We start from the raw sequence: 12751 nt of genomic DNA on the forward strand, positions 1-12751 counted from the left end.
ACAGGTGGTGCCCCAGCGCGGCCGAGTACAGATCGTCTCGTCGCGCCGGGGCCACTCACCCGAGACCGTCCGGGGGGTGTGGACGCCGAACAGCCAGGGGGATGAGCTGGGCGTCCGACGGTCTCAGGGCTTCGTCTGACCCCGATCGCGGCGGGCAAACTCTTCGGTTTCGAGGTTTCTTCCGAAGCCGCGCGCGAACCTGCGTTCCGCGTAATTCAGCGGCCTGGAGTCACGAATCTGGGGTCTGACCTGCGCGGACATGGGTGAGGGCGCCTGAGAAGCGTTTCTCTAGGCGCTGGTGTTCGTGCTGGTCAGCGGGGTGCGGGTTCGAGGGCGATGATCTGCTTCGGTGCGGGGATGCCGAGCTTGGCCAGGAGGTCGGTCTGGGGCTTGGTGAGGGTGGTGACCTGCCGGAACAGGCCGGTGGGGCCGGTGAACGTGCCGAGGTGGAGCCGGTCGAGCTCGCGGCGGACAGTCGTCCAGGTCTCGCCGGTGGTGGTCTCGATGATGCGGATCAGCAGCAGGGCGAGCCAGCAGAGGACGACGTGTGCGCGTATGCGTTCCTCGAGCCGGTGATAGACGGGCCGCAGGTCGATGATCTGTTTCATGTCCCGCCAGCCCCGCTCGACTTCGAGGAGTTGCTTGTAGCCCAGGGCGATGTCCTCGGCCGACAGGTGCGGGTCGGAGCATCGCAGCAGGTATTTGCCGTCGAGGTTCTCCTCGGTCTTGATCTTCGCGGTGTCGATGCGGAGCTTGCCGGCCGGGGTGGTGCGGAGGTAGCGGTTGAGGCCGGGCTTGTCGGCGAGCTTGCCGCGGAGCTCGCCGCGCTTGAAGTCGCTGAGCTTGTCGGTGCCTTCGATCAGGGTCGTGAGCTGGGCGACGAGCTGTTCGCGTATGTGCTGGTCACGGGTGGCGGCTTCGGGGTTGTGGCAGATCACGAACCGTTCGGTCTCCGAGATCCGCACCTCCTTGACCCGCATGTTCCCGGCGATCTCGCTGTAGCGGCCCTGGCGGGACAGGGCGGCCTTCACCTCCGGGCTGCCGGAGCGGAGTTTCTCGCCGACGATGTAGGCGTGGTCGCCCTGGCGGAGGTAGCGGCGGTTGCGTTCGCTGGAGAATCCCCGGTCGGTGACCCACACGATCTTGCTCAGGGTCCAGTCCCGCATGTCGTCCTTGACCTGCCGGATCAGCTTCTGGTCACCGGTGTTGCCGGGCCAGGACCAGACGCGGACCGGGATCCCGTCCCGCGTCACGGCCATCCCGATCACGATCTGCGGCAGGTCGTCGCGGGAGTCCTTCGACTTGCCGAAAGTGCGGAACCCGGCCTGCTCCGCGGGCTCGCCGTCCTCTTCGGCGGTTGGGCCATCGTCCGTCAGGAGACGGCCCCTGTCGTCCCGGGCGGCGGGTTCGTCGGCCTCCTCCAGCTCGAAGTAGGTGCTGGTGGTGTCGAAGAACAGCAGGTCGACCTCGAGGTTGAGGAGGTTCGCGACCTCGTCGAACACCCGCTTCTCCAGGTCGTCGGTCACCTCGTGGAGCCAGTCCATCGCCCGGTAGCAGGCGTCGTCGTCGGTGGCCGGCAGGCCCTCGATGTGCACGTCGTGCGTGACCCAGTCCGCGGCTGCCAGCTTCGACGACGGGGCCAGGGCCCGGTTCGCGACCAGCGAGAACAGCACCCGCTCGGTCACTGACATGTCCCGGCGCCGGCCCCGTTTGTGCTGCCCGACCTGCCCGACGATCCTGTCGATCCTCAGCTGCCGCCAGAGATGATCGAGGACGTAGGTGCCGCCGAAGGGGACCGATGAGACGAACTCCAGGTCACCCGCTGCCGTCGACGCCAGTGCCTCGCCCGGCTCCAGCAGCCTCGATAGAGACGCGACCAGGCGCTTCACCGCGTCCCGGTCGAGGTCGTCCTCACGGCCGAACGTGAACAGGACCTTCGGGACCGCCCGGCCCTTCACCGGATCCCACTCGTTGTGGGCCAGGTGCAGGTACCGGACCGTGCCGGACTTGTTCTCCCGCTTCGTCGTCTTCACGTACACGACTCCAGACCCTATGGACCAACTCCAGGTCAGCGCAGGCGAATCAGAAAAATCGCGTCTCTAGGCGAATCCGGCCGCGTCACCAGCCCCCAGCCCACTGACCTGCACCTTCAACCCGGCAGGGACTCCAGAACCCCCGAATTACGCGGAACGCAGGGCGAAGGTGGGTCTGGTTTGTCCCGTCGCCCAGCGGCCAGACGAGTTGCCACGGACTCGCAACGGCGCCGTCGGTGCCCGCCGGTGACCAGTCGTCACCGCCGTCCGCGAGCCGGGCGATCCTCCCGGAGGCGTACCAGTGCAGCGTCAACGCATCCTCATCGTCGGCGGCGGCTTCGCGGGCCTGGCCTGTGCCCGCAGGCTGGAGCGCCGCCTGCGGCCCGACGAGGCGGAGCTCACCCTCGTCACCCCCGATTCCTACCAGCTCTATCTCCCGCTGCTGCCGCAGGTCGCGGCCGGGGTGGTCACTCCGCAGTCGGTCGCCGTCTCGCTGCGCCGACTGCTGCGGCGGACCAGGGTGCTGCCCGGGTCGGCCGTCGGCATCGACCCGGAGGCGAAGATCTGCGTGGTCCGCAAGATCACCGACGAGGTGGCGAACGAGCCGTACGACCTGATCGTCCTCACTCCCGGCAGCGTCACCCGCACCTTCGACATCCCCGGCCTGGCCGAACAGGCCCGCGGTATGAAGACGCTCGCCGAGGCCGCCTACGTCCGTGACCACGTGATCGCCCAGCTTGACCTGGCCTCGGCCGCGACCGACCCGGCGGAACGCGTTTCGCGACTGCGGTTCGTGGTGGTCGGCGGGGGCTACGCGGGAACCGAGACGGCCGCCTGCCTCCAGCGGATCACCTCCGCGGCGGCCCGACGCTACCCGCGGCTCGACCCGGGTCTGATCCAGTGGCACCTGGTGGACGTCGCCGACAGGTTGATGCCCGAACTCGGCGACCGGCTCGGTCGCCGAGCGCTCGAGGTCCTGCGGGGGCGGGGCATCGACGTGTCGCTCGGAGCCTCGGTGGTGCGCGTCGACGCCGAGACCGTCACCCTCACCGACGGCCGCGAGCTCGGCTGCCGCACCCTGATCTGGACCGCCGGTGTGGCCGCCAGTCCCCTGGTGGCCGGGCTCGGCGCGGACACCCGCGCCGGGCGCCTGGCGGTGACACCCGAATTGACCGTCCCCGGGCTCGACGGCGTCTTCGCACTCGGGGACGCCGCAGCCGTACCGGATCTGTCCAAGCCTCAGGCCGACGCGATCTGCCCGCCCACCGCCCAGCACGCCGGACGGCAGGGCAAGGTCGCAGCGGACAACCTGGTCGCGACCGTACGCGGGTACGCGCTGACGCCCTACCGGCACCGCGACCTCGGGCTGGTCGTCGACCTCGGCGGAGCGGACGCCGTCTCGAAACCGCTCGGGATCGAACTCTCCGGTGCGGCCGCGCAGCTGGTCACGCAGCTACCACCTGATGGCCCTGCCCACCACGGTCGCCCGGAGCCGCGTGCTGGCGAACTGGATCCTGAACGCGACCGCAGGGGACGACTACGTGCGCACCGGATTCCTGGCCCGGCAGACCGCCACCCTGCGGGCCTTCGAGCGCACCGACACCTACCTGTCGGCCGAGGAGGTGCGCACACATCTGGCCGAAGTGGGTGCACCGACCGGCTCCTGACGGGGTTTGGCGGACGGCAGGGCAGGTCATCAGGAGAAGATCACCCTGCCGTCCACCCCCGAGAGGACCGCCCGTGTCGATCCTGATCCTGTTGTTCGCGCCCGTCCTCCTGGCCGTCGTCCTCGCCCTCGGCGCCCGGCCCGGCCGCCGGGCCCGGCGTCGGGACGCACTGCTCCCCCGGACGGCCCGTCGACGGTTGACGGCTCGTCACACACGCGGCCGACTCCCCTCGGCGAACCACCTCTAGGGCTGCCTCTTGGGAAATCGGATCAGCGGGCGTCGTCGGGGTGCGTGCCTGGGCACTCACCCTCTACCTGCGGCTCAGCGGATCGTTCCACGCCGTCTACGGGCCGCTGCTGGTCTGGGCCTACCTGACCACGATCGCGCTGTTCCTCGGGGTGGCCCTCCCTGAGTCCGGCGTCACTCCACCGGCCGGGTCCGCTTGCCCCGCTGGCGCGCAGGAGACGGCATCGGTGGTGGGCTCGCATGCCCGCGACGGAGCGGGGCAGGCGGCCGATGCCCGAAACTGTGCGATTCCAGGAAGTGGAGTGAGTGATGAGCAAGGTGCAGGAATCGATCGACGTGGACGTGCCGGTCAGCACCGCGTACAACCAGTGGACCCAGTTCGAGGACTTCCCGAAGTTCATGGACGGCGTCGAGGAGATCACCCAGATCGACGACCGGCACAACCACTGGAAGACGAAGATCGCCGGAGTGAGCCGCGAGTTCGACACCGAGATCGTCGACCAGACCCCCGACGACCACGTCACCTGGCGCACCACCAGCGGCGACATCAAGCAGACCGGCATGGTCTCCTTCGAACCCATCGACGCCACCCACACCCACATCAAGATGACCATGGACTTCCAGCCCGAAGGCATGGCCGAGAAGGCAGCCGACATGACCGGCATGCCCGACCGCCAGGTCAAGGGCGACCTCAAGCGCTTCAAGCACTTCATCGAGGACCGCGGCACCGCCACCGGCGGCTACCGCCGCAACCTCTGACACACCCGCACCACCTGGCCCCGGTCCGCACAACGCGGACCGGGGCGCCCTCACGCGGGCCGAGCGATCAGCTTCCCAGCGCCGACGCGGCGTGCACTCGCCCCCACAGAGGCTCGTCCGCCATCCGGTGCGGCGCGCCCTAGAGGGCCTGCGACATCCGACCGGCCTGATCGCCCTCACCGAGCACGGCCGCGAGGCGTTCGCCCGGATCCGCGCCGAACGTTCCCAGCTGCTCGCCGACCGGCTGTCCCGCATCAGTCCGCACCATCGGGCTGCGCTCCCGGTACTGGGACTGCTGACGAAGGAGCCCGGGGCAAGGACTGACACGGCCGCTTCGACCCGGACCCGACGGGCGGTTTCCCGCCATTTCCAGCATGGACCGCGCTACCTCTTCGTATGCGATGCGCACTGGGCTACGGTGAATTGGTTGCCTAGGGAAACCGATTCACACTGAGACCGAGGTGCCCACCATGCAGGTGACCGTCAATCAGGACCGGTGCTGCGGCTCCGGCCAGTGCGTGCTGACCGCCCCCGGCGTCTTCGACCAGAGCGAGCACGACGGCCTCGTCCGGCTGCTCGACCCGAAACCCGGGCCCGCCTCCGCTCCGGACGTACGGCTCGCGGCCGCGCTCTGCCCGGGCGGCGCCATCACCCTGTCTGGCCGGCCCGACTGAACCGACCCCCGGGCGCCCCCGTACGGACGCCACCGCCGTTGGATGTTGGAAGGACCGCTGCCCGATGAGCATCGAGACCCCCGCCACACAGCCGAGCCACACCGGACCCGCCGTCACCGATCTCCCCGCCGCCCCCGGCGGCTGCCCCTTCGACCCGCCGCCCGCGTACCGCGAGGCGCACCGCAGCGCACCGATCGGCGAGGCCCGGCTCTGGGACGGCACCGGCTGCCGGCTGCTGACCGGGTACCGGCAGGTCCGCGCGGTCCTCTCCGACCATCGCTTCAGCGCAGACGCCCGACACCCCGGCTTCCCGTTCCTCTCCCCCGGCCGGCGGGAACTGGTCGCCCGCACCACCCCCAGCTTCATCCGCCTGGACGACCCCGAGCACGCCCGCCAACGCCGCCTGCTCACCGGGGACTTCATCATCAAGCGGGTGGACGCGCTGCGCCCGCAGATCCAGCGGATCGTCGACGAGGCACTGGACCGGATGACCGCCGGCAACGGACCGGCGGACCTGGTCGCCGAGTTCGCCCTGCCGGTCCCCTCGCTGGTGATCTGCCTGCTGCTCGGCGTGCCCTACACCGACCACGACTTCTTCCAGCAGCACAGCCGCACCCTGCTGGACCTGACGGCCGACATCGACGAGGTCGCCGCCGCCCAGCAGGCGCTGACCGGCTATCTGGTCGAACTCGCCGAGACCAAGCGGCGCACGCCCGACGACAGCCTGCTGAGCCGACTGGTGGCACGCGGCGAGGTCACCCTCGGCGAGGCCGCCGCGATGGGCCTGCTCCTGCTGGTCGCCGGGCACGAGACCACTGCCAACATGACCGCGCTCGGCACGGTGGCCCTGCTCCGCAACCCGGCCCAGGCCCAGCGCCTGCGGGCGGAGCCCGAGTTGATGAACGGCGCAGTGGAGGAACTGCTCCGCTACCTGAGCATCGTTCACCACGGCATCCCTCGGGTGGCGCTGGAGGACGTCGAGCTGGACGGGACCCTGATCCGGGCCGGCGAGGGCGTCATCTGCATGGTCTCCACCGCCAACCGGGACGAGGAGATGTTCACCGACGGCGACGAGCTGGATGTCACCAGGGACGCCCGCCGCCACCTCGCTTTCGGCTTCGGCGTGCACCAGTGCCTGGGGCAGCCGCTGGCCCGCTACGAACTCCGGATCGCGCTCGGCACCCTGCTGCGCCGTCTTCCCGGTCTTCAACTGGCAGTTCCCTTCGAAGAGTTGGAGTACCGCACCTCCTCGGTGGTGCACGGCTTGCGGGAGTTGCCAGTCACCTGGTGAGCCGCGCCGGACCGGCCTCGCCACCGTCAGCCCGCGAACCCGAGTCGCCGACGCTCGTACGCCGGCTCACCGACCGCGCTCGGACCCGCCGTGGAGCGCGGAGGCGGAGGGTCGGCGCCGAGCAGTGGACCCGCGCTCCGTCCGGGAGGGCCGCCTGCAGGTGGGCCCGCTCGGCGAAGCCGTCCTGCGGACGGGCGATGGCCCGCAGCTCGATCCCCAGGCTGAGGACGGCCGCGCACCCACCGAGGAGCACCTCCAGCGCCCGGGCGGCGAAGTCCTCCTGGTCCAGCCGGCCGCGCACCCAGCCGAGCAGTTCGCCGACGTGGGCCTGGATCGGGTCACCGGCGAACCGCTCTGCGAGAGCGACCCTCCGCCTCGGCAGAGTGGTCGCCTCGCTCACAGAGGTGTTGCGACGACCGCTTGAATCCACCCAGTACACGTCGAAGGCGTTCGCCGACGCCTGCACTGCGGCCGGAATGACCAGGTCGACAAGCGCGGTCGGCAGTTCCGCGGGCAACGCCGCCGGCGAGGCGTTCAACGCCTCCTTATCGACCGACCGCAGTCGGCTGTCCGATTCGGACCGGCCGTCACCACCCGCGCCCCGCGCCGATACATGGCTGATACCGCCACCGTCTACGCTCTGGGACTTCCGTCCGGGAACGGCCCGTGGCGGATCGGACGAGAGTGGAGCGCAGCACCAGATGCACCAGCGAAGCAAGCGAACCGTCGCCCGGGCAGCAGTGCTGGCCCTGGTGGCCGGCGCCACCGCGGTGACCGTACCGACGGCCGCCCAGGCGGCCTCGTACAACGGAGCCTGCGGCTCGGGTTACAGCAGCATCGACCACCGGGACCTCAACTCCGGCGGCACGGTCTGGCTCACGTACAACCGCTCCACCGGCAAGAACTGCGTGGTGACGATCCGCAACAGCCCGGGCCCCGCACTGCAGATGCTCGCCGGCCTCAAGAAGGCCGGCGCCTCCACCTGGGCGGACCTCGACGAGAATTACTACACCACCTACGCAGGCCCGGTGTACCTCTACGCACCGAACTCCTGCATCGACTGGGAGGGCGGGATCGGCGACAACATCAGCGGCGGCTTCGACTCCCACTGCGGCTGACCGCTCGATCCTCCGCACAACCGGTCGGCGCACCGGCCCCCTCGCGGCGGGTACCCGTCCGGCCCCGCGACGCGCCTGAACCCAGGCCCGCTCCGTCCTCGATACGGACGGTGTGGCCGGGACCAGCCTTCGCGGCGGCAGGGCCGATGGGAGGGTCTGCGGCCAGGGACGGTGCGCCGCCAGGGCATTTCGCACTGCTTGATCTAGATTGCCCCGATATGGGAGACAGCGGTAGGTTCAGTCGTCGCGCGGTCCTCAAGGCCGCCGCCGGCTTCGCGGTGGCAACCGAGGGGATCGCCGCTCGCGCAGCGGCGGTGGAGACGACGTTCCTCCCACCGCCGACGGTATCCGCCCCGCAGCCGGGTCCCGGCCCGGAGTCGCGGGTGGTTGAGCAGACGCTCGACGTCCGACTCACGGACGTCTCCGTTCCCGGCTACGGCCAGGTCACCACGCGGACCTACAACGGGACGATCCCGGGGCCGACCCTGCGCGTACGCGGCGGGGACACCCTGCGGCTGACGCACGTCAACGGGCTGCCGCCCAACCCGCCCCACAGCGGCGGCCACAACACCCCGCACCACCCCAACAGCTTCAACCTGCACACCCACGGGATGCATGTCTCCCCCTCCGGGGACGCCGACAACGTCCTGCGCGAGTTCGCACCGCGCACCGAGGAGCAGGTCACCGCCGGCCTTCCGGAGCCGCAGTACACGACAACCATCCACGTCCCCGCCGACCACCCCGCCGGGACCTACTGGTACCACCCGCACCTGCACGGAGCCACCACCGAACAGATCGTCGGCGGCATGACCGGGGTGATCATTGTCGAAGACGACAGCGACGACGTGCCCCAGATCAGGGCCGCCGCCGACATCGTCGTCTGCATCAACGAACTCAAGCTCAAGGACGGCCGGGTCCCCGCCTTCACGTCCGGCAACTGGGTGGCAAACGTCCCCTCCACCTTCACCGTCAACGGTGCGCTCAACCCCACCATCACCCTGCGCCCCGGCGAGCTCCAGCGCTGGCGGCTCGTCGCCGCGACGGCCTTCACCGCCCTCAACCTCCAGGTCACCGCAGGCAGCCGGCATCTGACGATGCACCAGATCGCCCAGGACGGCGTCACCTTCGCCACGCCGGTCGCCCGGGAACAGGTGGACCTGGCCATGGGCAACCGCGCCGACGTACTGATCCGCGGCGATGTGCCCGGCACCTACGAACTGCGGGCCGAGCGCGTGCCCGGGCCCCTGATGACGATTCAGGTCGTGGGAGAGCCCGTCGAACCACCGATGGAGCTGCCGACCTCGATGCCGCCCGGCCGGCCGTTCCTCGACGAGAACGACATCACCAACCCCACCGCCGACCGCGAGGTGGTCTTCCACGCCGACCCGCGTGTGTTCGCCGGGGCATTCCCCAACGCCTTCCGCATGCTGGGCACCAATCCCACCCCTGCGGCCGACCCCGACGGGGACCTGACCCACGACCCCGCCTACGGCCTCTTCGACCCCTCCTACGCCAACCACACCCTGCGCCTGGGCACCGTCGAACGCTGGACCATCCGCACCGACGAGACCATCCCTGCCTTCAACCACCCCTTCCACCTGCACACCAACCAGGTCCTGGTCACCCACAGGAACGGCCAACGGCTACAGCCGCCGATCTGGCACGACACCATCGGCCTGACCGGCGGCACACCCGGAGAAAGCGTCACCTTCCTGGTCAAGTACGAGCACTTCACCGGCCGCACCCTCGCCCACTGCCATCAGCTCCACCACGAAGACCTCGGCATGATGCAGACCGTCGACTACGTCGAACCATGAACAGCCGCCCCAGCCGGGACGGTCGTCACCCTGTCGGGCCGGCTGGGGAGTGTTCAATGAACGGCGAAGGCGGCACTCGGGCACCGAGAGGTGCGACCGTCGACGGGGTGCGCAGCCACAGCAGCCCGTGTTCGGCGGCGAGTGGTTCATCCATCGGCTGTGTGCGTCAGTCACCGTGTCATACCGGTTCCGGCCTGAAGGTATTCAGCTCGTCCGCCCCGGGCTGTATGACGCCGTAGCTGCTTTCCGGTACCTCGTTCCACGCACCGGGCAGGTCGCCAAGGGGTTCGGAGACGATGAGGCGGGTCTCCTCCGAGATGCCCTGCAGGAACGCGACATCGGGGTGGAGTCTGCGCAGTGTGTCCACACGGCTGCTGTAGAACAGCGACCGGGACTTGTGCCCGCTGGAGTAGCGGAAGGCCCAGAGGCGTTCGCCGTCGGTGATGGCGAGTGTCATCTGTAGGGGGAGCTCCACACCGTGGTCGCGGCCGACGCGCTCCACCACTCCCGCCATTCTGGCGACGGCGGTCGGCGGGTCCTGGTCCAGGCCCAGGGTGAGGGCCAGGTAGAACATCACCTCGGAGTCCGTGGTCCCCTCGATGTCGGCGTAGAGCGCGGGGTCGACGAGCAGGGTGAGGTCCCGGCGCATCAGGTGGAAATCCGTGATGGCGCCGTTGTGCATGAACATCCAGTGGCCGTGCCGGAAGGGGTGGCAGTTCGACTGCTGCACCGCCGTCCCCGTCGACGCGCGGATGTGGGCGAAGAACAGCGGGGAGCGCACGTGTTCGGCGACCTCCCGCAGGTTGCGGTTGTTCCAGGCGGGACCGACGTCCCTGAGGAGCGCCGGAGAGTCGTCGTTGTCCGTGTACCAGCCGATGCCGAACCCGTCACCGTTCGTCGTCTCCACACCCAGCTTGGAATGCAGACTCTGGTCGATCAGCGAATGGGCGGGTTTGTAGAGGATGGTGTCGAGCAACATGGGGGTCCCCGAGTAGACGAGCCATCGACACATGTGCGATCACCTGTGTTCCAACTGCTACCTGCTGCGACGGGCGCAGATCCCGCGCGGCCTCGCCGGCTCAGAATCCTCTGGCCCCCGGCCCGGACACGCCCACCGGGGGCTGGTTCCCCGGCCCTCTCATTTTCGCGAGCCCCTCAGATGATCGCCACGCCAGACGCTCCGCGCTCGCACTCACCCGGCCACCGGGGCCAATGCCGTGCAGGTTCTGGAGCGCGTCAGGCTCCAGCAGCACCACGACGCTCAACGAGACGAAGACCGAGTCTGACGAACGAGTACCGCCACAGCGCGAACAGCCCGTCGTGGATGCGCTCCACGCTGCCGTCGCCGTGCCACCACGTGAAGTACCAGTGGAGCGTCGGCCACGGCGCGAAGCCCTTCGGCAGCCGCCGCGAAGCGCCCCCGGTCCGCACCACACAGAGGATCGCGTCAACGCCCGGCCCCATCCCTGTCCCCTATCTGCAAGGGCGACCTACCGCTCCTCGAAGGCACGGTGATCCGGCTGGCCGTCGAGAAGCTGCCCAGCGGCGGGGTGAACCGGCCGGTCTGGCTCTGGTCGTCGCGCACCGGTGCCGCCCCGAACGTCGTGGGCCGCTGCTGGCGGTCGTTCCTGCGCCGCTTCCACCTGGAGCACACGTTCCGCCTGCTCAAGCAGACGCTCGGCTGGACCCGGCCCTGCCTGCGCGACTCGGCGGCGGCCGACCGCTGGACCTGGCTGGTGATCGCCGCCCACACCCAGCTCCGCCTCGCCCGCCCGGCTCTCGCCGAACTCCGCCACCTCTGGGAGAAGCCGGCGGAACCGAACAAGTTCACCCCCGCCCGGGTCCGACGCGGGGTCAGGATCCTCCACACGAAGGCCCCCTCGCCAACGCGGGCGCCGCAACGTCGTCGGCGAACGCCGGGCCAGGTCACACCGGCCGAAGAGCGGGGGCACTCCTACACCGCCGCCTCCGGCTGCGGGTCCGCCTCGGCGGCGGTGTAGGAGGAGGCGAAGGTGAAGGCACGCGGGGACGGCCCTTTCTCCCGCAGCTCGGCCAGCCGCTCCAACGCCTCACCGACCGTGGGCCGGTGACCTACGGGGACCCACCAGAGCGCCATGTGCGCCTCGACGTGCCGGTGGAACCAGTCCCGCCGACGCCGCATCACCTCCAGGTGCCCACTGCGGTAGGCGAAGTCCCACAGGGCTTCCTGGCTCTCCCACACCGACAGGTTGACGATGACGTTCTCCCCTGCGGGCCGAAGGCCGGTGGCGTCGTTCTCCCCCTCCTCGGCGAGCCGCCAGACGAAGCCGGGCGTACGGTCGGCGGCCTCGTTGACCGGGTCGAGCATCTCGACGAACGGGGCGATCCGGGGGTCGTCGAGGGGGTACCGGAGGGTGGCGACGTTGAGCTGGGCGAGGTGGGCGCCGGGCGCGGATACGGTCATGGCCTCATCCCAGCACGGCATGCTTTTCTATGTCAACGATTATTGTTTTTAGAAGGCTCGACCACCACACAGCACTCCCCCGGCCGGGCGTCCATCCGGGCCCGGACCGGACCGTCCGCACCGATCAACCCCTCCAGCAGCGCGAGGTTCATGCCGCACACCAGCGGCGGGAAGCGTTCGGAGACGGCATGGAAGGGGCAGTTGCGCATCCGCACCACCTCGTGGCCCTCCTCCGCGCCCTCTCGGTGCGGCTCGTACCCCCGCGCCGACAGCACCTCCATCGCCTCGTCGAGCCCGCCACAGGCCTCCCCCGAACCACGCAGCCCCTCCCCCCGGCGGCGCGCGGCGGCGTACAGCCCGGCGTCCAGCCCGGCCTGTTCGGCGGCCTCGGCCAGCAGCTCGGCGAGGGTGCGGTAGTCCCGGGCGGGCAGCGACACCGCATGCTCGCCCGGGGCCCGCGTGTACACCTTGGCGGGCCGGCCCGCCCCCGGCCCCGAACGGCCCGTCAGCCGGCGGCTGCCGCTCTCCAGCAGTCCGGCCTCGGCCAGTCTGTCCAGGTGGTGCGCGGCGAGCGTGCGCGCCATCCCGGTCGCCTCGGCGGCCTCGTTGCGGCCGACCTCACGGCCCTGCGCCACCACGTACTCGTACAGGCGTCGTCGCACCGGGTCCTGCAACACCGCGATCGCATCGATATCCTTCACCC

Annotated in this window: 13 protein-coding genes and 2 pseudogenes; 8 read left to right on the forward strand and 7 right to left on the reverse strand. The window is 70.0% G+C overall.

Annotated elements, in window-relative coordinates:
• Nucleotides 1–311: 311 nt before the first annotated feature.
• A complete protein-coding gene (locus ACKUU6_RS00550; RefSeq protein ID WP_407986339.1) occupies nt 312–2033 on the reverse strand; it encodes an IS1634 family transposase in 1722 nt (573 codons plus the stop codon).
• 301 nt (nt 2034–2334) lie between these two features.
• On the opposite strand from ACKUU6_RS00550, the pseudogene ACKUU6_RS00555 reads away from it, so the two are divergent.
• The 3 genes and pseudogenes from ACKUU6_RS00555 to ACKUU6_RS00565 all read left to right on the forward strand — a co-directional run bounded on the left by ACKUU6_RS00555 (nt 2335) and on the right by ACKUU6_RS00565 (nt 4705).
• Nucleotides 2335–3700, forward strand: a pseudogene (locus ACKUU6_RS00555) (NAD(P)/FAD-dependent oxidoreductase).
• A 73-nt stretch (nt 3701–3773) separates the two neighbouring features.
• Nucleotides 3774–3947 (forward strand): hypothetical protein, encoded by a 174-nt coding sequence (locus ACKUU6_RS00560; RefSeq protein WP_407986340.1) that lies wholly within the window; start codon nt 3774–3776, stop codon nt 3945–3947.
• Nucleotides 3948–4255: 308 nt separating this feature from the next.
• The gene (locus ACKUU6_RS00565; protein ID WP_407986341.1) at nt 4256–4705 is read left to right on the forward strand and encodes an SRPBCC family protein; all 450 of its coding nucleotides are present in this window, start codon (nt 4256–4258) and stop codon (nt 4703–4705) included.
• 139 nt (nt 4706–4844) lie between these two features.
• On the opposite strand, the gene ACKUU6_RS00570 is transcribed toward ACKUU6_RS00565, so the two are convergent.
• Nucleotides 4845–4973, reverse strand: a complete 129-nt coding sequence (locus ACKUU6_RS00570) for a hypothetical protein (RefSeq protein ID WP_407986342.1) — start codon at nt 4971–4973, stop codon at nt 4845–4847.
• Between the two features lie 202 nt (nt 4974–5175).
• Between ACKUU6_RS00570 and ACKUU6_RS00575 the strand changes: the two genes are divergently transcribed.
• Nucleotides 5176–5379 carry a ferredoxin gene (locus ACKUU6_RS00575; RefSeq protein ID WP_407986343.1) on the forward strand — a complete coding sequence of 68 codons (204 nt, stop codon included), beginning with the start codon at nt 5176–5178 and terminating at the stop codon, nt 5377–5379.
• 64 nt (nt 5380–5443) lie between these two features.
• The gene (locus ACKUU6_RS00580) at nt 5444–6670 is read left to right on the forward strand and encodes a cytochrome P450 (protein WP_407986344.1); all 1227 of its coding nucleotides are present in this window, start codon (nt 5444–5446) and stop codon (nt 6668–6670) included.
• Here ACKUU6_RS00580 and ACKUU6_RS00585 read toward each other — a convergent pair.
• On the reverse strand, nt 6660–7208 hold the full coding sequence (locus ACKUU6_RS00585; RefSeq protein WP_407986345.1) for a hypothetical protein: 549 nt from the start codon (nt 7206–7208) through the stop codon (nt 6660–6662). The two genes, ACKUU6_RS00580 and ACKUU6_RS00585, sit on opposite strands and share 11 nt — an antisense overlap.
• A 163-nt stretch (nt 7209–7371) precedes the next feature.
• Between ACKUU6_RS00585 and ACKUU6_RS00590 the strand changes: the two genes are divergently transcribed.
• Together ACKUU6_RS00590 and ACKUU6_RS00595 are read left to right on the forward strand one after the other, a co-directional pair.
• Nucleotides 7372–7788 (forward strand): spore-associated protein A, encoded by a 417-nt coding sequence (locus tag ACKUU6_RS00590; RefSeq protein ID WP_407986346.1) that lies wholly within the window; start codon nt 7372–7374, stop codon nt 7786–7788.
• Between the two features lie 383 nt (nt 7789–8171).
• On the forward strand, nt 8172–9605 hold the full coding sequence (locus ACKUU6_RS00595) for a multicopper oxidase family protein (RefSeq protein ID WP_407986347.1): 1434 nt from the start codon (nt 8172–8174) through the stop codon (nt 9603–9605).
• Between the two features lie 178 nt (nt 9606–9783).
• On the opposite strand, the gene ACKUU6_RS00600 is transcribed toward ACKUU6_RS00595, so the two are convergent.
• Both ACKUU6_RS00600 and ACKUU6_RS00605 read right to left on the reverse strand, forming a co-directional pair.
• A complete protein-coding gene (locus ACKUU6_RS00600; RefSeq protein ID WP_407986348.1) occupies nt 9784–10617 on the reverse strand; it encodes a class II glutamine amidotransferase in 834 nt (277 codons plus the stop codon).
• Nucleotides 10618–10841: 224 nt separating this feature from the next.
• Nucleotides 10842–11069, reverse strand: a complete 228-nt coding sequence (locus tag ACKUU6_RS00605) for a transposase (protein WP_407986349.1) — start codon at nt 11067–11069, stop codon at nt 10842–10844.
• Nucleotides 11070–11089: 20 nt separating this feature from the next.
• On the opposite strand from ACKUU6_RS00605, the pseudogene ACKUU6_RS00610 reads away from it, so the two are divergent.
• Nucleotides 11090–11530 (forward strand): annotated as a pseudogene (locus ACKUU6_RS00610) (transposase); the annotation flags it as partial.
• Between the two features lie 29 nt (nt 11531–11559).
• Here the strand turns inward: ACKUU6_RS00610 and ACKUU6_RS00615 are convergent.
• Both ACKUU6_RS00615 and ACKUU6_RS00620 read right to left on the reverse strand, forming a co-directional pair.
• Nucleotides 11560–12048: a DUF3291 domain-containing protein gene (locus tag ACKUU6_RS00615; protein WP_407986350.1), complete on the reverse strand. Its 489-nt coding sequence runs from the start codon at nt 12046–12048 to the stop codon at nt 11560–11562.
• 32 nt (nt 12049–12080) lie between these two features.
• Nucleotides 12081–12749, reverse strand: a complete 669-nt coding sequence (locus ACKUU6_RS00620; protein ID WP_407986351.1) for a helix-turn-helix transcriptional regulator — start codon at nt 12747–12749, stop codon at nt 12081–12083.
• Nucleotides 12750–12751: the final 2 nt, after the last annotated feature.

It is taken from the genome of Kitasatospora sp. CMC57 (assembly GCF_045866025.2).
Classification (GTDB): domain Bacteria; phylum Actinomycetota; class Actinomycetes; order Streptomycetales; family Streptomycetaceae; genus Kitasatospora.

What these genes read in the sequence shown, in the direction of transcription:
- ACKUU6_RS00600 (WP_407986348.1), bottom strand. Translation starts at nt 10,617, where the DNA reads ATGTGTCGATGGCTCGTCTACTCGGGGACCCCCATGTTGCTCGACACC.
- ACKUU6_RS00570 (WP_407986342.1), bottom strand. Translation starts at nt 4,973, where the DNA reads ATGGTGCGGACTGATGCGGGACAGCCGGTCGGCGAGCAGCTGGGAACG.
- ACKUU6_RS00565 (WP_407986341.1), top strand. Translation starts at nt 4,256, where the DNA reads ATGAGCAAGGTGCAGGAATCGATCGACGTGGACGTGCCGGTCAGCACC.
- ACKUU6_RS00590 (WP_407986346.1), top strand. Translation starts at nt 7,372, where the DNA reads ATGCACCAGCGAAGCAAGCGAACCGTCGCCCGGGCAGCAGTGCTGGCC.
- ACKUU6_RS00615 (WP_407986350.1), bottom strand. Translation starts at nt 12,048, where the DNA reads ATGACCGTATCCGCGCCCGGCGCCCACCTCGCCCAGCTCAACGTCGCC.
- ACKUU6_RS00580 (WP_407986344.1), top strand. Translation starts at nt 5,444, where the DNA reads ATGAGCATCGAGACCCCCGCCACACAGCCGAGCCACACCGGACCCGCC.
- ACKUU6_RS00575 (WP_407986343.1), top strand. Translation starts at nt 5,176, where the DNA reads ATGCAGGTGACCGTCAATCAGGACCGGTGCTGCGGCTCCGGCCAGTGC.
- ACKUU6_RS00605 (WP_407986349.1), bottom strand. Translation starts at nt 11,069, where the DNA reads ATGGGGCCGGGCGTTGACGCGATCCTCTGTGTGGTGCGGACCGGGGGC.